Source organism: Dyella nitratireducens, assembly GCF_014642835.1.
Taxonomy (GTDB): Bacteria; Pseudomonadota; Gammaproteobacteria; order Xanthomonadales; family Rhodanobacteraceae; genus Dyella_B; species Dyella_B nitratireducens.
On record NZ_BMJA01000001.1, the window covers coordinates 1,968,858 to 1,989,313 of the forward strand.

Consider the following 20,456-nt stretch of genomic DNA (forward strand, 5'->3'; position numbering starts at 1 on the left):
ATTGAAAAGATACGATCCAGTAAAGCTGGCGAGTGGCGTGGTCCCGCTCGACGATGCCGCTTCGAATGAGTGAGCGTTCGATGTTGATACACATGGAAGCGATAACCCGCCGCTACGAAGTGGGAGAGCAGCCAGTTGCAGCGCTGGACAAGATCAGTATTACGGTTCCCCGGGGCCAGTTCGTAGCCATCGTCGGACCGTCAGGTTCGGGGAAGTCCACCTTGCTCAACATGCTTGGCTGTCTAGATCGCCCCGATAGTGGGAGCTATCTGCTCGATGGCGTGGACGTCTCGAATTTTGACGATGAACGTGCGAGTGATTTTCGGAATCGACGCATTGGATTCGTATTCCAGTCGTTTCATTTGTTGCCGAGGCTGAGTGTGCTGGAAAACACCTTGCTTCCGCGGCGTTTCCTGCGTGGCAGCGATGAGGGTTTGGAACAGCGTGCGCACGAACTGCTCGAGCGGATGGGTTTGCAGCGGCATCTGGCGCATCGCCCAAGCCAGCTTTCTGGCGGGCAGATGCAGCGCGTTGCTATCGCTCGTGCGCTGCTGATGAAACCGGCGTTGCTGCTAGCCGATGAGCCTACCGGCAATCTTGACTCACGAAGCGCCGCGGAAGTGATGGCCTTGATTACAGAAGTGCATGCAGAAGGTCAGACTGTTCTGCTGGTAACCCACGATGCTGACGTCGCCGCACGGGCGCAGAGGCAGATCAGTCTGTGCGATGGAAGGATTGAGCGTGATTCGGCGGCCTGAGTCGTTGCTGCTTTTGCTGACACTCGCAATATTGCCCGCACACGCCACTGTCTTTAGCGGCGAGGTGAAGGTGGCCGCTGCGCAAGAGATCTTGACACCACCTTCGCTGAGCTCGCCCGTCGTGCTGCGTTATTACGCGGCCGATGGAACGCATGTGAAAAAGGGCGATGTGCTGTTGCGTATCGACGCCAGTTCTGCCGAAAGCCAATTGCGCGACTTGCAGGCCAAAATAGACCAGACCGCCGCAAAGAATGAAAAAGAAATCGGCGATCTCTTACTCAAGCAAATCGATGCCGAGCTGTCGCTGGCCGACGCGCAGGCCGCGCGCGATACGGCTGCGCTCGATGCGGCCATTCCGAAAACACTTGTCAGCGGCCTCAACTACGACCGCTATCAGGGCACATTGGCGAGCACCGAGAAAACGCTGGCGTTGAAGCGACAGGAAGTTGCGCAAGCTATTGCGGCTGTCGCACGCCGGCGACAGGATGGTGCGCTGGACTTGCGCAAGCAACAGCTTTCGCTGGACTTTGATCAGGATGAGGTGGCCGGCGCCACCGTGCGTGCGGAGCATTCCGGTACCGTGGTCCACGGTTTCGACAATGTGCTCGGTACCGGCAAACGCTACGAAGAAGGCTCAAGCAGTTGGCCTGGTGTCAGCGTCGGCCAGGTGGAGAGCGCAGGCAGCGGTTTTATGGTGCGTGGTTGGGTGCTTGCGCCTGATCGTGGCGACATGCGCGTTGGCGAGCCAGTGCGCTTGCATTTTGACGCACTCCCGACGCAATCGGTGGTGGGGGCGATCGCGGCAATCTCCAATATACCCTCCGCTCACAGCGCCTGGGGCGATGGCCGTTACTACACGGTCGACATCACTTTGCCGACACCTTTGAACATGCCTCTGCTACCAGGCATGAGTGTTCGTGCAGATACGGATCTGGGAGATCCCGGAGACCGCTCCATCACGCCGTCAGTTGCGCTTGATCAGCCCTTGCAAATCGACGGCGAGGTATACGCGCGAAGCAGCCTGGCGATCTCGCCGCCTGCCGTGGACGGCCTGTGGCAGATGACCGTGACTCAGATGGCAAGCGATGGTGCGCAGGTAAAGACAGGTGACACGATCGTGGTATTCGACGCTGGTACGGTGACCAAGAACCTCGCCACCAACCAAGGTCAGCTCACCGAAAAGCTGCGTACGCAGGAGCAACTGCGATTAGATTTGGCAGACCGTTCGCGTGAGGCCGAGCTTGCTACAGCGAAGGCACGCGAAGATGCGGACAAAGCGCAGCGCAAAGCTGCCGTACCGAAGGAATACACGGCGCGTATTGACTACCAGAAGCTGGTGATCGCGCGGGCCAATGCGGAGCATGTCCTGGCGCTGACGGAGCAGCGTCAGCGCGTGGCTGCAGACGAACGCGCAGCCGAGCAGCGCATGGCAGACGCCGATGTCCATGAACTCCAGAACGAAGTAAACGCTCTGAAGGCCGCGTTGGAGTCACTTACGCTAACGGCGCCGCGCGATGGCGTCATGCTGCATCAAGACAGCTGGAGTGGAGGCAAGATCGATATCGGGTCGCAGATCTGGCTTGGTCAGATTGTGGCGGAGATGCCCGATCTGTCCACGTTGGCTGTGCGTGCTGTGCTGCCAGAGCGTGACCTTGGTAGAGTATATGTCGGCCAGCGTGTGTCTGTGGTGATCGCCGGTGGTGGCGGTCGTCGCATAGGCGCCCATATCACCGAAGTTGGTGGCGTTGTGCACAGCAAGTCACGTGTCGAGATCGAGCCGGTGATCGATCTGGTGGTGCGCCTGGATTCTGGCGAGTTCGAGCTGAAGCCTGGCCAGTCCGTGCAGGTAACCATCCCAGTCTTGCAAGAGGCTTCCCGATGAGTCGGTGTTGGCCGTGGTTGTTGCTGCCCTTGCTTGCAGGCTGCGGGCGTGGAACGGCCGACTATAGTGTGCTCGAACGCGTGCAAGCCAAGCCACTGCAGTTCAGTGTGTGGAGCGAGGGCGATTTGCACTCAAACAAACCGACGCCGTTGTTGGTGCCTGGCGCACAATTCACCTCGCGGCAGCTCAGTTGGATGGTGCCTGATGGCAGCGTGGTCGAGAAAGGCGAGCTTGTCGCCCGTTTTTCGGCGGAACAGAGCAGGCAGGATCTGGCTCAGGCCCAGATCGATCTGGAACGCAACACGCTGGCGCTCGCTTCCAAGCTGGCGGAGCTCTCCGACAAGCGCGGGCAGTTGGGGGTTGACCTTGTGCAAGTCGCCGCCCAGTACCCAATTGCCGAACGCTATGCGAATGCACCGCCGGAATCGATGGCGCGCAATGACATTCTCGATGCGGTGCAGGACGTGCGTTACCTGGATGAACGTCAACGCATCCTGCAGGCTCGCCAAGCACAACTGCCCGCCAACGATCATGCCGAACTGGCGGTGCTCGATGCCAAGCGCGACAGTCTGGACACCGTGATCACGCAGAAGCAAGCCGACTTGGCGGCGCTGGAACTATATGCGCCCCATGCAGGTGTCGTCATGGTGCAAGAAGATTGGGCCGGACAAATGCCACACGTTGGCAGCAACCTGTTTGCGGGCAACCCGTTTGCCACACTGCCCGATCTGGGCGCGCTAGAAGTGGAGTTGAGCGTGCCACAGATAGAGGCTCAGGGTATTCGAGTGGGCGACAAAGTCGAATTGCATCGCTGGGGACTTCCGGCGCAAGCATTCACCGGTAGGGTTAAGTGGGTGGCTGGAGCTGCGCAACCGCGCAGTCAAGACAATCCAGTCAAATATCTCACGCTAAAAGTGGACGTACCCGCCAACGTGGCACGACGTTATGACTGGATCCCCGGGCAGCGATTCGTTGGCAAAATCATTCTGCTGCAGGTGAGCCAAGGCTATAGCGTGCCCAATCTAGCTCTTGGTGGCGGTGCTGACGGGGCTAGTACAGTGCAGGTGTTGGTCAATGACAAAATACAGACGCGAATATTGAAGCTGGGCGTACGCGGTGCGACTCGCACTCAGGTGCTCGACGGGTTGCGCGACGGTGATGACGTGCTACTGGCAAATCGCAAAACTGCGGAGATGAAATGATCTCCGCGGGCTGGGGCGAAGCGATTGAGGAATTGTCGCGCCGAAAACTCCGTACCCTGCTGACTCTGCTAGGTATGATCTTCGGCGTAGGCGCCATGGTCGCCATGCAAGGAGTTGGTGAGGGTAGCCGGCGTGAGGCGCTGAAACTGGTCGACAGCCTGGGACTGCACAATTTGATCGTGGAGGCAAAGAGCCAGAGCGGCGATGCGTTGAAGGAAGCGCGTGCGCGCAGCATCGGTCTTACCGTGGCTGACGCGCAAGCCGCACTGGATGTCGTACCATCGGCCGAACGCTTTGCCGCTGAAAAGCAAATCAAAGTGCTCAGTGTGTTCAGTGACGGCGGTCATGCCGATGCACAGATCGAAGGCGTGAGCCCGGACTATTTCCAACTCGCTTCACAGCACCTCGAGCTTGGGCGCGCGTTGAATGCAAATGACGACGCCAGCCTGGCCGCAGTAGCGGTGCTGGGCCACCAAGCCGCATACGAGTTGTTTCCCGATGGCAAGCCGCTAGGACGTTTGTTCAAGGCCAACCAAACGTGGCTGCGTGTCGTTGGCGTACTCGCTGATCGTGATCTGGATCAGAACAAGTTCGAGGGTGTGGCGCTGGGAGGGGATAGCAACACGGTCTTCGTGCCCTTGTCGAGTGCGCGTGCGCGTTTCCGTTTTCAACCGATGGAGGATGAAATCAGTCGCTTCCTTTTGCGCATCAACGATCCCAGCAGTCTCGCCAGCGACGCGAACGTACTCACACAGTTGCTCGATCAGCGCCATGCCGGCGTTAGCGACTATCGGCTCATCGTCCCGCAGCAGTTATACCAGCAAAACCAGAAAACCCAGCGCATCTTCAGCGTAGTGATGGGGACAATCGCCGGCGTCAGCCTTTTGGTCGGTGGCATTGGCATTATGAATATCATGCTCGCCAATGTTCTGGAGCGGCGTCGCGAGATCGGCCTGCTACGCGCGATCGGCGCGCGTCGACAGGACATCGTACAACGCTTTCTGCGTGAGGCGGTGGTGATCTGTGCATCCGGTGCGTTGATTGGTTTGTTGTTCGGTGCGGCTTTAGCGTACGCGATTGCTGCCTTCGCTGGCTGGCATGTCGCGTGGGCACCCGTTGGCATAATCATCTCTGTCGTAGCATGCACGTTAATCGGCCTGGGATTCAGCATCTATCCCTCGCGCCAGGCAGCGGCACTGGATCCAATCGCGGCCATTCGCGACGAATAGGCTCGACCTTCCCGTAGAAGCGGCGAAAAATTTTCCCGCTATATGGTCGCAACTGAACATGACCTGCTCAAATGGATAGTCGACATAAATATCCCGCTGAGCAAATTGCTCTCCCTTGCTGACGCCCATACGACCTCCGTTTCGCAGTATCCGCTTTGGGGAAAGCGGACATTACGCTTGCGGCCGATCAACTGGCCATATAGATCGAGATGCACCCGAATGTTTCGTTTCTCATGGCTATTGGGAACACTTCTTAAGCGCTGTTACGTCATAGCTGCGGAGAGTGATGCAGCGAACGGCGGCCTCGCTGCAGCGAGCGGTCGGCGTTCAACTGTCGCGCGCATGCACAATCTATGTTGGGCCAAGTGTGAAGGTGTGGGCGGCTGCGATGCGGAGACTCACACCAACTGAGCGCGAGCTCACCCCGCAGACGAAAATCAATGACCCGCACATCGGAGGAAATCGTGAGATTCGAATTCAATCGAAAGCGATATGCATGGGGTGTCTTCACCGCCGTGGCCATGGCTACTTTTGTCGGCAGCGGCGCGACGACGGCTCTAGCGCAAGGTATAAAAGACATTCCGCTCACGGCCAGTCAAAACCCCTCAGGTACCGATCTCCCATTTTCGCAGGCGGTGTGGGCTGGAGACACTCTGTATGTCAGTGGATGGCTCGACCCGGATCTGAAGACCCACACCGACACCGCGTCCCAGACCGCGGGCATTCTCAAGGACATCCAAACGTTCCTCAAGACGCAGCACCTGACGATGGGCGACGTAGCGATGGTGCGTGTGTATCTCGCAGCCGACCCGGCAAAAGGCGGCCAGATGGACCTCAGCGGATTCAGGGCCGGGTACCACCCATTCTTCGGGACCAAAGACCAACCCAACAAGCCAGCGTGCACCACCGTGGAGGTGGTTCTGCCCGCAGGTCGCCGTGGCGCTCTGGTGGAAATCGACGTCGTTGCCATGCGGTCGAAGTAGCTGCCGATTTTCCTTTAACGTCTAACATCTTTTTTTATGTCTACGGCAGCTGCAATGGGCTGAAGGCACCCTATTTCTAGCCCAATAGCACGGCCAAATTGCCCTGCCATGTCCGCTATGGGTTGAAAGCGCACATTCAACTCCTGCGCCAAACGGAACCAATGGCGCCTACATTGAACGCATAGTTAGCTATTACTGACGATCCGCCTTGGGATCAATGTCGGCACGTGTCGGCTGCGACGGATCGTAGAAGGTGTAAGTGAAGAACTGTTTCGGATCAGAGGGGTAGGTGCGCTTCGAAAGAAATGCGCGCGCTGCAACGACATAACTTTGGGGAACTGTCACGTCGACTGCGTTGGTAGTGCCGGAACTTGGATCAATGACCTTGGATACTTCGAGCGTGTCTATCTTGCCAGCCGAATTGACGGTTGCCTGAAAGACAACTGCGTAGAGTTTGGTGGCAGCGAGACCTGAAGCTTGCGCCCAAGCCGTGCTTGCAAGGAGAAAGAACATTGTCGCAACTAGGGGGCGCATCCTGACCTCACTGAGTGACTAGCGAAAATATACGGAACCAGAGGCGTTTCATAGTTTGTCCTACACTGCCGCAAGCTGTCCACGCCGGGTCGGAAGCGAACAAAACTCGCACTCATTGCGCCGACTTGCGATCAAGACTGCAGTGCGCACATGTTTTGCGTGGCACGCGTTCACCTCCGTAGAAGCTAAAGCCACATCTTGGACACTTAATGGTGCCCAGCCACACCCTGAGTAATAAGGCAACGCCTCCCCAAAGGCCAATAAAGATATATCCATCGATGTCGCGGGTCGCTGCGCTACGAACGCCAATCAGCTGTGGCGTGGCAAGCAGCATTACAGCTAGTAATAATACCGGCCAACCAATGAGCCAACTAAAAAGGCACCGCTCTAGGCGCCTCAAAGCCTTCCACTGCCCCCTATATGAAGTCATATTACCTCTATGAAGTGGCCGCTCTGGGTCGAAAACGGACATTCAACGCCTAAGTAAGTGGCGCCGAAGGCGTCCGCCTTGAATGAATTGCCAGGCCACACCGCTATTGCGCTGATCATCAATGGTCGCGTTGAACATCCAGCCAGACCAAGCTATCAGGGGCCGCCCAGTAAAGAGTAGCCCTTGGTCGGAAGTTTGCCGGGACCTTTTATGCCGCCAGTGATGAAGATAATTGCCAAAGTAGCCATTGCAAATGTGACGGAAAAGACCTGCCAGCTCCAACCATGACTAAACAACGTATATGCGCCGATGGCAGCGAAACCAAGAGCAACAATCCCGAAAATAACCGCCATAACGCGCACTACAGGGTGGGCCATTTTGGATGGTGTGTTCATAGGACCTAACTACCTGATGGACGAACGTGCAGGCACAGTTATACATCCGCATCGCGCCTGCTTGGCAAGACCCTGGGACCAAACCGCGCGCAAGCATCGTCAGATGGTTGCAACATGAGCACGCAAACAAAAAGGCCCACCGATGGGCGGGCCTTTGAGTGCTACGTGCAGCATCGAGCGACTTAGGGGTGGCAAGCACCCGTGCAATAGCAGAAATTCTTGTGGGTCACGTGCTCGCACTCGCCGACTTCCGTGACGATCAGGTAGCCCGGCGTCGGCTGATAGCCCGTGGGTGTGACCAGGAAGCTGGCGGTATGCGCGCTGGCTGGCATGGTGGCGGGCTGGGCGATGCTGGGCGTTGCTACGGCGGCGCCGAGCATCAGGGTGAGGGCAAAGGTGCTGGTACGGATGATGTCCTTCTTCATCTACTTGCTCCAATTGGATGTCGCGTCATTGCGACCGGCCCATTGAACACGACGGACGAAATTTTGAAAAGTGTCTCTCCTAAAGGGCATAACCTAAAGAAGCACGCGGCCAGATAGCCTCCATAATCTCCCCACCCACCACTGACGCATCATTCCTTTCCTTCACCAGGGGTCGTTATCTATGTTGGCGTTCGAGATGTTGCTCGCCATTCTTCTGGGCGCCGCCGTGCTTGCCATGTTGGCAAAGCGCATAGGCGTTCCCTACCCCGTGCTGCTGGCATTGATGGGTATGGCCATATCGCTCATCCCTGGCTTGCCCAAGCTGGATCTACCGCCCGACCTGATCCTCGCCTTGCTCGTAGCGCCCGTACTGCTGGATGCCGCGCACGATATGTCGTTGCGTGATCTTAGGCGCAACTGGCGCCCCATCTTCTCGCTGGTGGTGGTCGCCGTCGGTCTCACGACGGTGGCCGTCGCATTCACGGTGCGGTGGTTTCTGCCGGATATGCCTTGGGCGGCGGCGATTGCGCTGGGTGCACTGCTGGCACCGCCTGACGCGGTCGCGGCCATTGCGATCATGCGGCAGGTGGAGCCGCCGCATCGCATCCGGATGGTGCTGGAGGGAGAGAGCCTTCTCAACGACGCCTCGTCGCTATTGATCTACCGGTTTGCCGTCGCCTCGGTGGCGACCGGAAGCTTCCATGCCAGGGACGCCGTGCCAGCATTGATCCTGGTCGCCGTCGGCAGTGTCGCGGCGGGATGGGTTCTGGCGATCTTGATTGGTCACCTGATACGCCGTGTTGACGATGCAGCCATCTCCATCGTGCTGCAGTTCGTGATGACCTTCGGCGTGTGGCTGTTGGCCGAACAGCTGCATCTTTCCGCCGTCATCACCGTGGTGGCTTTCGGATTGACCGCCGCCCGCGCACCGACGTCCGCCATGCCGACACCCGTCAGGGTCAACGCGTTCGCAACGTGGGAGACCGTCACTTTTGTGTTGAACGTGCTCGCCTTCGTGTTGATCGGCTTGCAGCTCCGCCCCATCCTGCCGACCATCGCCGGCGGTCAACACATGAACTGGCTGAGTATGGCAGCGGCCTGCCTTGCCGTGGTGATCGTCATTCGGTTCGTCTGGGTTTTCTCGTATCGCTTTTTCTTCCCGGATGACCCGGGCCGCCCGGACGCTGTGACCAAGCAAGAAAGCTTCAAGGGCGGGCTCGTCATAGGCTGGTCGGGCATGCGCGGCATCGTCACGCTGGCGGCGGCGCTCGCACTGCCCGATGCGTTTCCCTATCGCGATTTCATCCTGGTAACGGCCTTTGTGGTCGTGCTGGGGACGCTGCTTATTCAGGGGCTCACGCTTCGCCCATTGTTGAAGTGGCTCAAGATGCCGCACGATAACGTGGTGGAAAAGGAGATTCTGCTAGCGCGGACCAAGGCGCTCAAGGCTGCCTTAGGCGGGTTGGCGAATCAGGAAGGGCAAGCTGCGCAGCGATTGCGGCAAGAATATGAGGCGGCGTTGGCGGGAGCAAAGGCTGCTAGTGACTCCTCTGCGATAACGGACAACGTGCTTCGGCGGCAGATCGTGAAGCACGCTCGAGGGGCGATCGATGTGCTGCGTGATAGCGGGCAGATTGGTGATGACGCTTATCGGCGAGTGGAGCAGGAGCTTGATTGGCTCGAATTGAGTACACATCGATAATTACGTCCTGCGATCTCGCTGGAATCCGAACTGTTGCTGCTGACGTTGCTTTCGATGCCCGAGGTATACCATTCTTGATGATCAAGCCGCCGTGAGTATTAAGTCTGGGGGCTCAATGGCTGAAATCGCCCTTCACCGCATCGAGAACTCCTACGCGAATTACTTGCCATCCTCATGGCTGTATGAAATACCGATCAACCGCCGCGTCTACGTCTACAATCCACCGAGTCCGCTACCGGATATCGAGACTTGTATCCGTCGGCCTGAAGACGAGACTGCCGATTTGCTGAAAGGATTATTGGCATGAGCAAGGACTTTACCCCCGGCTCGGAAGGGGAACTGCTGATCTATCCAGCCGGAGATGGCATCCGTGTGCTTATGACCGGCGAAACGGTCTGGCTCACCCAGCGCCAAATCGCCGAGCTCTATCAAGTCTCGGTACCTACTGTAAATGAGCATCTGGCCAACGCTTACGCAGAGAGCGATATTGAACCTGAACGAACGATTCGGAAATTCCGAATCGTTCGAACCGAGGGAGCCCGCGAGGTTCGTCGGCAGCTAGATCATTACAACCTGGAAGCCACCCTTGCCGTCGGCTACCGCGTCCGTTCCGCCCGTGGCACCGAGTTTCGCCAATGGGCTACAGCACGCCTCAGTGAATACCTGGTCAAGGGCTTCGTGCTGGATGACGAGCGGCTCAAGGGCAATCGCAGCCAGGTGGACTATTTCGACGAATTGCTGGCGCGCATCCGCGAGATCCGCGCCAGCGAAGCCCGGGTCTATCAGCGCATTCGCGAAATTTTCGCCATGGCCGTGGATTACCAAGAAGGCGAACAGGCTACTAAGCGCTTCTTCGCCATCATGCAGAACAAGATGCATCACGCCGCCACCGGCCTGACCGCGGCGGAAATCATTCGTCGACGTGCTGATGCTGCCACTCCCAACATGGGTTTGAACACCTGGAAGGGTAGCCGTGTGCTCAAACAAGACGTAGGCACCGCCAAGAACTACCTGGATGCGCAGGAGATCGACACGCTCAACCGCATCACCGTAATGTTTCTGGACCAGGCCGAGTTCCGCGCGATGCGCCGCCAGGATATCCGTCTGGCCGACTGGAATGGTTTCCTCGACAAGTTCCTGCGTGACACCGAACTACCCGTACTGGATAACGCTGGCAGCGTCAGTCGTGAGCAAGCGCTGGACTGGGCTGAGCAGCAGTACGACACTTTTGCCGAACGGCGACGGCTAGAAGCCGAGCAGGCGGCGGAGGCAAAGTATGTGGAGGATTTGCGGAGTGCTGCCGCATCTTTGGAAATGGACGATACTCCGAAACGCAGCAAGCGGAAGAAAGGGACAGAATGAGCTTTCTTAAATAAGAAAAGCATTCTGACCATCTTTTTAGACTCTCTTTTTAGGGATTAGAAATGGCAATATCGCCATATAAAAGGCAGCGCATACAGAGAACAGGGAATAGGACATGACAATGCACCGCATTATAAAAGCGCATTTAGAGAGTTTTGTACGAAGCTTTGGTCTTGATGCCGATGACGAGGCAACCAAGTTCGAAAAATTTTCCACGCATTGCGTCGTCTCAAATCGCTACAGCAGCACCTTCGATTTAGATGATGTCGTAACCGAGAAGGGAGACGATGGCATTGATGGGCTAGTCCTCGTCGTCGACGAAGCCGTCGTAACATCTGTGGAGGACGTGCAGGCAATATTTGCGGCACCTCGGCGCAATCATGATGTCGATGTCATTTTTATCCAAGCGAAGCGAACAGACGGCTTCGATCTTGGGGACTTTTTAAAATTCAAAGAAGGTATTTTTCGCTTCGTCAACCAGACCCCCTACGCTGCAGGAGATGATGTCCTCAAAGAATCGCGCGCGATGTTCGACGTTATCGTCAATGAGGTCCCGAAGCTCCGTAATGGCCGGCCATCTCTGACAGCACGGTTTGTGTCGACTGGATTGTATCAGCGACCTGAAGCCCTCGAGACTGCTCTTCGTGACTTCCTTGTCCAGCTGAACGAACTTGGATTGTTCCACGAAATCGATGTGAAGTTCATCGACAGAGAAGATCTGACTCGCCTTTGGGTAAGCACGTACTCGGGCGTTTTTGCTAGCCTTCCCGTTTTCAGCCATGCGGCACTCCCCAATATCGCCGGCATCGATGAAGCGTACTTAGCGGTTGTCCGCGCAAGTGATTTTGTTAACAACCTTCTTCTAACCACTGACGGTAACTTACGAGGTCAAGTTTTCGAAGAAAATGTTCGATCGTTTCTTGGTGAGGACAATGCAGTAAATGCATCTATTGCTGCCACCCTTGCTTCGGATGGCGCCACTCGATTTCCGGTACTGAATAATGGCATCACGCTGGTTTGCCCCGATGTAAAACTTCAAGGAACGACGTTGCACCTTTCTAACTATCAAATAGTTAATGGCTGCCAGACGTCAAATGTTTTGTTCCAGCACCGTGATGCCCTGGGTGACATTATGGTGAACATAAAGGTCGTTAAAACGCAGCTAGAAGATGTATTCGCTGACCTCGTGCGTGCGACCAACAGCCAGACAAAGGTTGAGGGAACTCAATTCCTTTCTCTTCGCCCCATCATTAAGCGCGTAGAGCAATATTTTAATACCTATGAAGGGGCTGATAGTCGTCTTTATCTTGAGCGTAGAGATCGTCAGTACGTTGGTCTTGAGATTCCTGCCACCAGAATCTTTTCGCTCAACAATGCTGCTAAATGCGTAGCCGCCATGTGGTGCAATAAGCCTGAGCTAGCGGCCAGGTATCCAAAGCAAATGTACGAAGAGTTGACCGATACTATCTTCGCGGACACAACTAAAGAATCCATCTTTTATGCTTCGTGCTTGACCATGTACCGATTCAGTCTTTTGGTCTCAAATAGCACGATTCCACCAAACATGAAGCGTTTTAAGTGGCACATGTTGCCATTAATTCGTGCCATCGTAGCCGGACAAACCTTGTTGCAGCTAAATTCGCGTAAAGCAGAACAGGATGCTCAAAAGATCATCGAGGTGGTAGCACAGCATGGCACGGCTGCCACAGAAGTATTTATCCGCGCTGTTGATATCTGCCAGAACCTTGGTGAAGTAACCAACGATCGACTAAAGAGGCAGGTCATTCTTCAGGAAATGCTTGCAAAAGTTTAAAAATGGCCCTAAAGCGGCTACAAGTCCACTTATTCGTTTTTCACAACGCATGCTCAGCGTCCCCTGTATTGGCTGAGTCATTCACTTTTTATTGCCATTTCATAGTTTGAGTGCCAATCCAATTCTCGTCGCTAACCATGATCTCTAGTTACTTGGCTGTGGCCAGCGGTTCACCTGAGGGCCAACTCGGGCGATCCGCGCTACTTCACATCATGTCGGGCGTGTCGCTGTCATCACAACGGATGGGCACGCCCGACTGCCGCACCTTCGCATAAAGCGCGTGTTGCAATCTGTCGGTCGCGAGTGCTTTGAGGTGTTGGCAAATGCCTACGTGATGTACGTGTGTACCAGCTCTCTTTCGCTCAAGGCGTGGTGCACTTCATGGCCATCTGATAGGCATTCTGCGATTGCGCATACGCATCGCTGGCAGCGCGATCTTCGCTTTGCTTTACCAACTCGGGGTCAGGGCCAACGGGTGTATGGGCGTTGTCCATCTGCATTTGGAAATAGGTGAGGTCGGCATCCATAGACGCCACTTCCGCCCGCTGTGCGGCCTTGGCGCAATCGTCTTGCAGTGACATGTCGGCAAGTTTCTCGCGCACTTGTCGCAAATAGGGCAGCCGTTTTTCGATTTCCTGCTCGGGCAGCCGGAAACCCTGATTCCCTTCTGCCGAGGTCCACTCAATCCACTGCATGGCGAGGTTGCCCGCATCGGTGCTGGTAGGCAGGCCGTGCACGATGGGTCGACGTGGCTTTTGAATGAGTGTGTCGTCGGTGCTTGCGCTCGAAGCGGATTCGGCAGGCGCTGAATCCTGCGCAATAAGGTCTGCTGCGGCTTTGGCGCGGTAATGCCGCAGCCCAGCCATGCACAGGAATATCGCGAGGAATATCCCCACGCCGATCAAAAACCGGTTTTGCATATGGATCCCCCCGTCCGCCGGCCGGCGGCGCGGCTAGTGTTGCATAAAGGCGGGGGCGAGGCGTTGCTGGCGCAAATTGGGTGGAAAAATGTCTATGTGGGGTGCGAGCGACGTGGGCTTTTTTAATTGAGTGCTTCGCACAGTGTATTTGAACTGGATTCCGGCTTTCGCCCACTGCTGTCCGGGGAATTTTGTGGAAAAAGTAGCGAGCACTTAAGGGGCAACACATTTGCATGATTCGCGCAGCAAGCGACTTAAACAAGTTTGTTCAACGCGATATCCACGAGTGAACCAGAAATGCCCCCTCCCCTGTTTGCAGGGGAGGGCTGGGGTGGGGTGAGGCGAGCGAAGCTCGCTTCCCGCTACGCGGGAATGGATAAGAAACATGATGGAATCTCTGGCAAGGTTGCTTCACCCCACCCCAACCCTCCCCTACTACACGTAGGGGAGGGGGCCGATCCGGCAAGCTAAAAACTTCCCCGGACAGCAGTGGACTTTCGCCAGAATGACGAGCAGAGGCGTCAGGCATCTATCTCTTTGATCTTCTGGTGTCGTTGCGCAAGAAACCTGGGAAAGCTCTGACTCTGCTTCCGAAGCGATCAGTCAGGGGTTCGTTGGTTGGGCTTCCGGCTACGTAGCACATAGGGCGCCTGAAAAGGCGCCCTTCTTCAACACCATCACTTGAGGCGTGTCAAATCCGCCTTGAATGCGGTGGCCCATGTGCGGCCGCCATCCTGCGAGTAGGCAATCTCGTAGCGGTGCGAGTTGGGTGTGATGTCTGACCAAACACCGCGTACTAGAACCGTGCGGCCCTTATAGACGCTGGTGCCGTAAAACTCGCCGCGACCATCCTTGAAGCTGCCGATGGTCGGCGCTTCCATTTCTCCGGAGTCGCCGTCGACATAGGTTTGATTCCATTGCCCGGCTTTTTTGTTGTAGACGAAAAGCGTTGCACCCTCCCAATGTCCATTGGGGCCATCGGCTTCGATTTCTTCGAGCCACGCGTGGCCATTCCAAACCGGCCGCGCCGTCTTGGTGCCGTCCATGACCACCGTGTGGGTACCACCGTCGAAGGGGTCGAGCACTTGCGTGGCATGGGTGTGCCAAACGCCGCGAGAGAAGTCGAAATCATGGGAGCCATCCCGAGGCGCCTGGGCGTTTGCGGTTAACGACGCGCAGGCAAGAACGCCGGCAAGCATGATTCCACGTAACAGCTGTTTCCACGTCATTGCAGTCTCCGTATCACCAATCTGGGTTGGGACTTTAGGGAAAAGCCGTGGATCTAGTTGGGCCAATTGGAGGAATTTGGGGTGGGCCATTTACGTCTTGCCCGCCGCTGGAAGTTGTTTGACGGTGTGCTAAAGCACGCGGCGCAAGGTCTTGAGTCCCTGCTCGATATCGTTGAGGTCGACAGCGCCGTAGCCGAAAACCAGGCCTTCCGATGTCGGCGTGCCGAAAAAATAGCGCTCGAAGGTATGCACGTGCACGTTCGATTCCAACAATCGCGAGGTAACGCGTTTCAGGCGCTTGGGTTGTGTCGCGAACGCTGCCATGTGCATGCCGTAGTGCGAGGGCATCGGCGACAGCTCTTGGGCGAAGTCGGTTTGAAGTATGTCCTCGATGAGATCTCGTCGTCTCTTATAAACATCACGGAGCTTGCGCACGTGACGCGCCAGATGCCCATCGGCGATGAAACGGGCGACCGCCATTTGCGTCAGCGTGGGGCAATGCCAATCGAGACAGTTCTTCGCCGTCGTCAATGCCGGCATGGCCCATTGGGGTGCCACGACGAATCCCAGGCGCAGCGCGGGAAGCATGCATTTGGAGAAGGTGCCGACGTAGAACACGTCATCGGCGGTGGCGGTTGAACGCAGCGCTTGCAGGGGCGTGCCGTCGTAGCGGAATTCTCCGTCGTAGTCGTCTTCAACGATGACGGCACCCTGCTTGCGAGCGAAGTTGAGCAGCGCCGTCCGCCGTGGCGCGGACATGGATACTCCCAACGGAAATTGATGCGAAGGGCATACGCAGACGATCTGCACAGGAACCGGCAGGGCGTCGACCACCAAACCTTCCGCGTCCACGGGTATCGGCACGATCTTGGCGCCTGCAGCGAGAAACGCAGCGCGCATCGGCGGGTAGCCCGGGTCTTCCATGGCAACCGTCGTCACGCCAGGCGTTACCAACACGCGAGCGAGCATGTCGAACGCTTGCTGTGCGCCGGCGGTAACCAGGACATCATCAGGCTCGCATACGACCGCGCGCGAGATGCCGACATGCGTTGCGATCGCCGCGCGCAACGGGAAATGGCCTTGATTGCCCTGTGGACTCTTGAAGGCCGGCGGCTTCAATTCCATTCGCCGGAGTTGCTTGGCGCTGAGCCGACGGAATATTTCGAAGGGGAATAACCGTGGATCGACGAGTGCGGGGCGAAAGTCCAGGCATGCCGTCGCGCTTGGCACGCTTGTGCGCTGGCGGTCGTGCCAGAAGTTGAGTGACTCGACCAATTCGGGCCGCCGCCACAGCGAATTCAGGCGTGGATCGGGCGCTTGCTGGGTCGAAAAACGTTCGCGCTGTGGACGACTTTGCTTCGGCGCCACATACGTTCCCGACCCTTGCCGGGACCGTACGAGACCCTCGATCGCCAGCTTCGTATACGCCCGCGCCACGGTGTTTCTTGATACACCGAAAAACACGGCCGACTGACGCTCCACCGGGAGTTTGGAGCCCGGAACCAACCTGCCATCGAGGATGGCGGCGCGCAACTGCGTGTAGACGGAATCCGCAGACCGGCGGCTTCCGCTTGGCGGAGGGTCAAAGGCAATTTCGAACAGGTTGCTTGTACCTTCCGCATCATTTGCCACGACTTTTTTCTCCGAATTCGTGTGCTTCGCACGATGCCTTCAAACGGGACTGACCAGCTTCGCCGTTATGAAGTGCCTTGCTTGATACTTTTGAGCATGAAATTGCACTATGGAAGCATTAAAAAGATCGCGCTTGGGTCCTAAAGTGACTTCACCTCCACACAACCCAGGGTGCTCCCATGTCACGCACGACTACTCCAGCCGCGGAAACGGAAAGTTCTGAGCTGATCGATATGCCGGTTGGCCGTTTTATCGACAAGGTTATTGTCACGCTTTCGAAGACATCTCTGTTCAAGGGAGATGTTGGCCATCACCTGGTTCGCGCAGCGATGGTGTTTACGTTCGCGATCTTTGGTTATCAAAAGTGGTACAGCTTTGAAGCGCATCAGATCACGCCGCTTATCCAGCATAGTCCGCTGGTGTTCTGGCTGATTCCGGCTTTTGGTATCAATGGCGCGGGTTACTTTCTCGGTACGACGGAGTGGTTGTTCGGTTCGCTGATTTTGCTTGGATTCTGGCATCGCAAGTTGGGCCTATTGGGCGCGATCGGTTCGACCATCACGTTTGCCGGTACGGTGACGATCATTCCCTTCTTGCCAAATGCCTGGGCGGTTGAGGCCGGTGGGTTTCCGTTGATGTACCTGCCGGTGGCTTTTTTGATGAAGGATGTGCTGTTCCTTGCTGTGTCGCTTTATTTGCTGCAGAGGGATGTAGTGCGTGCGGCGCGGGAAATAGTGAGGGGTTGAGTTGTCCACACCCACGCAATCGAGGGCCTCACGTCGGTGTTCTTTCGAAGCGGATCGTCATTCCGGCGAAGGCCGGAATCCATGCTCCGCACTTGCCATTGATTCCGGCCTTCGCCGGAATGACGTGAGGCAAGAGTTGTTTTTCCCGCAGCGGATAACTGCATAGTCGGAATCGTTCTGACCGATTGACGCACCGCTCAGCCGGCCGCTGGAGCTATGCAAGGCAAAGCGAATATAGTCGCTGCGATAAGACTCCGTGCCGCTCATTCAAAGACCTTGCCCATGCTCACTGCTTTCATGCGTACACGCTGTGTCGTTTCCGCGATCGCTATCGCACTCGCTGCCACCGCCGTATCGGCTTCCGACTCGCCGCCTACCGCAACCACCGCCGCGGGCAAGCTGTCGGGCATTCACGACAGCAAGACGGGTTTGAACGAGTTCATGGGCATTCCGTATGCCGCGCCGCCCATCGGGCCGTTGCGTTGGAAGCCACCCCAACCCGTGGCCGCATGGACGGGCGTGCGGCAAGCCGATCATTTCGGGCCACGCTGCATGCAGCGACCGATCTACAGCGACATGATGTTTCGCTCCAACGGGGTCAGTGAAGACTGCTTGTATCTCAACGTATGGACACCCGCACATGGCTCGAACGAAAAGTTGCCGGTGCTGGTGTATTTCTATGGCGGCGGCTTCCAGGCCGGCGATGGTTCGGAGTTTCGTTACGACGGCGCCAGCCTTGCGCAACGTGGCATCGTGACCGTCACCATTAGTTATCGCCTGAACGTATTCGGTTTCCTGGTGTTGCCGGAGCTGGCTGCCGAGTCGCCCGAGCACGCCACCGGCAACTACGGCCTGCTCGACCAGCATGCAGCCTTGCGCTGGGTGCAGGCCAATATCGCTGCATTTGGCGGCGATCCGAACCAGGTCACCATCGGTGGCGAGTCGGCCGGTTCCATGTCGGTGTCGGCGCAGATGGCATCGCCCTTGTCGAAAGGTTTGATGCAGCGTGCGATTGGCGAGAGTGGCGCCGTGCTTGGCAATCTCAAGCCGCGGCCATTGGCGCTTGCCGAGCAGCAGGGCCAGGACTTTGAGAAGCGGGTTCGCGCGCATTCGCTGGCGCAGTTGCGCGCGATGGATGCCAACACGCTGCTCGATGCCACCGGTGATAAGGACGTGCAGGAGTTCATGCCGACCATCGACGGCTATTTCTTTCCCCGCTCGCCGGAGGCGATCTATCAAGCTGGCGAGCAGGCGCATATTCCGCTGCTGGTGGGCTCGAATTCGCAAGAGGGCGACTACCCCAATTTTCTCGACAACAAAACGCCCACGCCCGCGAACTATCGCGCCGCCATGGAAAAGCGCTATGGCAAGCATGCGGACGAAGCATTGAAGCTTTATCCCGGGCATACCGAAGCGGAGGTCAAAACGTCCGGCACGGCCTTCGCGGGCGATGATTTCATTGCCTTTGCCACCTGGCGCTGGATGGCCATGCAGCACAAGACCGGGCAAGCGCCGGTGTATTACTACTATTTCACGCAAGCACGGCCGGCGAAGCGCGATGGCAGTGCCGGCCCGGATGCGGGGGCGGTGCACAGCGGCGAGATCGAATTTGCGCTGGGCAATCTGGACAGCAATCACGTCTTTGCGTGGACCGCTGCCGACCATCATGTGTCGGCGATCACGCAAGGCTACTGGGCAAACTTCATCAAGACCGGCAATCCCAATGGCGCGGGTTTGCCGGATTGGCCGGCGGTTGCAGGCAAGGATGGTGGTTTGCTGCGGCAGGTGATTGGTGCGGATACGCGCACGACGGTCGATCACAATGCGGCGCGTTATCAGTTTATGCAGCGCGCGGAGCCGGATGCGCATCTTTGAAATGTCGATCGGGCAATCATGCGACAAGGCTTGGATTCGCCTTGTCGTCATTCCGGCGAAGGCCGGAATCCATGGCGAGTACGAAGCATGGATTCCGGCCTTCGTGTTTCGTACCAGGACATAGTTAACAGGTGTGCCAGGACATGGTTTACACCTCGAGCCTCGCTACAGGCGGCTCGAGGTCTCTATCCATGCCCTGGAAGGAAGCATCTGTGATGACTCTTCGCACCGAGTTCGTTGCCCTCGCGCATCGCCCCGAAAACACCATCGCCGAACTGTGCCGTCGTTTCGGCATCAGCCGTACGACGGCCTATAAATGGCTGGCTCGGGCCCAGGCCAATGAGCCCTTAAGCAATCGATCGAAACGACCCCACGTCAGTCCTCAGAAGACGTCCCCGGCGATGGAAGAGAGGGTGGTTTGCTTGCGTGACACCTTCCCCGATTGGGGCGGTCGCAAGCTGTCCAAGGTACTGAGGCGTGACGACCACGTGGACGTGGCGCCCAGCACGGTCACCCACATCCTGCGTCGTCATGGCCGACTTGGGTCGCCGATGCGTGCACCCTCCAAGCCCTACATGCGATTTGAGCACGACGCGCCCAACGAGTTATGGCAAATGGACTTCAAGGGGCCGGTGCACGTGGGACGCGTTCGCTGTGATCCGCTGACCGTCCTGGATGACCATTCGCGCTTCAACCTCGTCCTTGGCACCAACACGGACATGTGCGGCAACACCGTTCGGCAATGGCTTACGGAGGCGTTCCGACGCTACGGTCTGCCACGACGCATGAACATGGACAATGGATCGCCGTGGGGCGTGGGCAATGGCGACTCCCGGCATCTATCATCGTTCACGATATGGTTGGTTCAACTGGGCATCCATGTGAGCTTCAGTCGTCCGTTCCATCCGCAGACCAACGGCAAAGACGAACGCTTCCATCGCACCCTGGATGTCGAGGTCTTACGCCGTCGCACCTTCTATTCGATGGAGCAATTACGCCAGGCATTCGACCATTGGCGGGAGATCTACAACCACGTCAGACCTCACGAAGCACTCGGCATGGAGACACCGGCTGACCGCTATACCGTCAGTCCCCGGCCGTTCCCCGAGCAGCTACCGACCATCCAATACAGTCCCGACGACCTCCTCATTCGCGTCCATCAGCGCGGGCGCATACGCCTTCTGGGCCACCCGCTGACCGTCTCGGTGGCGCTCTATGGACACACCATTGCCGCACGACCACGGCCCACCGAAGACGGTGTCTACGATCTGTTCTTCAATCACCATCGCTTGCAGACCATCGACATGCGATCCGTGCGATAAAGTGTCCACCATCTCTT

19 protein-coding genes are annotated in these 20,456 nt (G+C 57.2%); 12 read left to right on the forward strand and 7 right to left on the reverse strand.

Annotation, left to right across the window (positions count from 1 at the left end; translation table 11 throughout):
• Positions 1-92 precede the first annotated feature (92 nt).
• From IEX75_RS09115 to IEX75_RS09130, 4 genes are read left to right on the forward strand one after another with little or no spacing between them, the layout of a single operon-like run.
• Complete coding sequence (locus IEX75_RS09115; RefSeq protein WP_229720707.1) at positions 93-758, forward strand: ABC transporter ATP-binding protein; 666 nt, start codon at positions 93-95, stop codon at positions 756-758.
• Positions 742-2,640, forward strand: coding sequence for an HlyD family secretion protein (locus tag IEX75_RS09120; RefSeq protein WP_188793897.1), 1,899 nt, complete (start codon positions 742-744; stop codon positions 2,638-2,640). Before IEX75_RS09115 ends, IEX75_RS09120 begins: the two co-directional genes overlap by 17 nt.
• The gene (locus IEX75_RS09125; RefSeq protein ID WP_188793898.1) at positions 2,637-3,842 is read left to right on the forward strand and encodes an efflux RND transporter periplasmic adaptor subunit; all 1,206 of its coding nucleotides are present in this window, start codon (positions 2,637-2,639) and stop codon (positions 3,840-3,842) included. Before IEX75_RS09120 ends, IEX75_RS09125 begins: the two co-directional genes overlap by 4 nt.
• Entirely contained in the window at positions 3,839-5,071 is a 1,233-nt protein-coding gene (locus IEX75_RS09130) for an ABC transporter permease (protein ID WP_188793899.1), read from the forward strand. Before IEX75_RS09125 ends, IEX75_RS09130 begins: the two co-directional genes overlap by 4 nt.
• On the opposite strand, the gene IEX75_RS24445 is transcribed toward IEX75_RS09130, so the two are convergent.
• Positions 4,991-5,200 carry a hypothetical protein gene (locus tag IEX75_RS24445; protein WP_423373098.1) on the reverse strand — a complete coding sequence of 70 codons (210 nt, stop codon included), beginning with the start codon at positions 5,198-5,200 and terminating at the stop codon, positions 4,991-4,993. The two genes, IEX75_RS09130 and IEX75_RS24445, sit on opposite strands and share 81 nt — an antisense overlap.
• A 311-nt stretch (positions 5,201-5,511) precedes the next feature.
• Here IEX75_RS24445 and IEX75_RS09135 point away from each other — a divergent pair, with 311 nt between their 5' ends.
• Positions 5,512-6,054: a Rid family hydrolase gene (locus tag IEX75_RS09135; protein WP_229720708.1), complete on the forward strand. Its 543-nt coding sequence runs from the start codon at positions 5,512-5,514 to the stop codon at positions 6,052-6,054.
• Between the two features lie 192 nt (positions 6,055-6,246).
• Here IEX75_RS09135 and IEX75_RS09140 read toward each other — a convergent pair whose 3' ends face one another.
• The 3 genes from IEX75_RS09140 to IEX75_RS09150 all read right to left on the reverse strand — a co-directional run bounded on the left by IEX75_RS09140 (position 6,247) and on the right by IEX75_RS09150 (position 7,838).
• On the reverse strand, positions 6,247-6,588 hold the full coding sequence (locus IEX75_RS09140) for a hypothetical protein (RefSeq protein ID WP_188793900.1): 342 nt from the start codon (positions 6,586-6,588) through the stop codon (positions 6,247-6,249).
• Between the two features lie 585 nt (positions 6,589-7,173).
• On the reverse strand, positions 7,174-7,413 hold the full coding sequence (locus IEX75_RS09145) for a hypothetical protein (protein WP_188793901.1): 240 nt from the start codon (positions 7,411-7,413) through the stop codon (positions 7,174-7,176).
• A gap of 182 nt (positions 7,414-7,595) precedes the next feature.
• Positions 7,596-7,838 carry a hypothetical protein gene (locus tag IEX75_RS09150; protein WP_188793902.1) on the reverse strand — a complete coding sequence of 81 codons (243 nt, stop codon included), beginning with the start codon at positions 7,836-7,838 and terminating at the stop codon, positions 7,596-7,598.
• 196 nt (positions 7,839-8,034) lie between these two features.
• On the opposite strand from IEX75_RS09150, the gene IEX75_RS09155 reads away from it, so the two are divergent.
• From IEX75_RS09155 to IEX75_RS09170, 4 genes are all read left to right on the forward strand, one after another.
• A complete protein-coding gene (locus tag IEX75_RS09155) occupies positions 8,035-9,540 on the forward strand; it encodes a Na+/H+ antiporter (protein WP_268236475.1) in 1,506 nt (501 codons plus the stop codon).
• A gap of 115 nt (positions 9,541-9,655) precedes the next feature.
• Positions 9,656-9,847 carry a hypothetical protein gene (locus tag IEX75_RS09160; RefSeq protein WP_188793904.1) on the forward strand — a complete coding sequence of 64 codons (192 nt, stop codon included), beginning with the start codon at positions 9,656-9,658 and terminating at the stop codon, positions 9,845-9,847.
• Positions 9,844-10,902 (forward strand): virulence RhuM family protein, encoded by a 1,059-nt coding sequence (locus IEX75_RS09165; protein WP_188793905.1) that lies wholly within the window; start codon positions 9,844-9,846, stop codon positions 10,900-10,902. The genes IEX75_RS09160 and IEX75_RS09165 overlap by 4 nt, the downstream gene beginning before the upstream one ends.
• Before the next feature lie 115 nt (positions 10,903-11,017).
• Positions 11,018-12,715, forward strand: a complete 1,698-nt coding sequence (locus IEX75_RS09170) for an AIPR family protein (RefSeq protein ID WP_229720709.1) — start codon at positions 11,018-11,020, stop codon at positions 12,713-12,715.
• 362 nt (positions 12,716-13,077) lie between these two features.
• Here the strand turns inward: IEX75_RS09170 and IEX75_RS09175 are convergent, their stop codons facing one another.
• The 3 genes from IEX75_RS09175 to pdxR form a co-directional block, all read right to left on the reverse strand.
• Positions 13,078-13,635 carry a hypothetical protein gene (locus IEX75_RS09175; RefSeq protein ID WP_188793906.1) on the reverse strand — a complete coding sequence of 186 codons (558 nt, stop codon included), beginning with the start codon at positions 13,633-13,635 and terminating at the stop codon, positions 13,078-13,080.
• 677 nt (positions 13,636-14,312) lie between these two features.
• Entirely contained in the window at positions 14,313-14,954 is a 642-nt protein-coding gene (locus tag IEX75_RS09180; RefSeq protein WP_188793907.1) for a hypothetical protein, read from the reverse strand.
• Between the two features lie 39 nt (positions 14,955-14,993).
• Positions 14,994-16,496, reverse strand: coding sequence for a MocR-like pyridoxine biosynthesis transcription factor PdxR (gene pdxR / locus IEX75_RS09185; protein WP_423373096.1), 1,503 nt, complete (start codon positions 16,494-16,496; stop codon positions 14,994-14,996).
• Positions 16,497-16,675: 179 nt separating this feature from the next.
• Between pdxR and IEX75_RS09190 the strand changes: the two genes are divergently transcribed.
• The 3 genes from IEX75_RS09190 to IEX75_RS09200 all read left to right on the forward strand — a co-directional run bounded on the left by IEX75_RS09190 (position 16,676) and on the right by IEX75_RS09200 (position 20,439).
• Positions 16,676-17,242, forward strand: coding sequence for a YkgB family protein (locus IEX75_RS09190; RefSeq protein ID WP_229720710.1), 567 nt, complete (start codon positions 16,676-16,678; stop codon positions 17,240-17,242).
• 282 nt (positions 17,243-17,524) lie between these two features.
• Positions 17,525-19,117: a carboxylesterase/lipase family protein gene (locus IEX75_RS09195; RefSeq protein ID WP_188793908.1), complete on the forward strand. Its 1,593-nt coding sequence runs from the start codon at positions 17,525-17,527 to the stop codon at positions 19,115-19,117.
• Positions 19,118-19,308: 191 nt separating this feature from the next.
• Complete coding sequence (locus IEX75_RS09200) at positions 19,309-20,439, forward strand: IS481 family transposase (RefSeq protein ID WP_188793909.1); 1,131 nt, start codon at positions 19,309-19,311, stop codon at positions 20,437-20,439.
• The last annotated feature ends 17 nt before the right edge of the window (positions 20,440-20,456 follow it).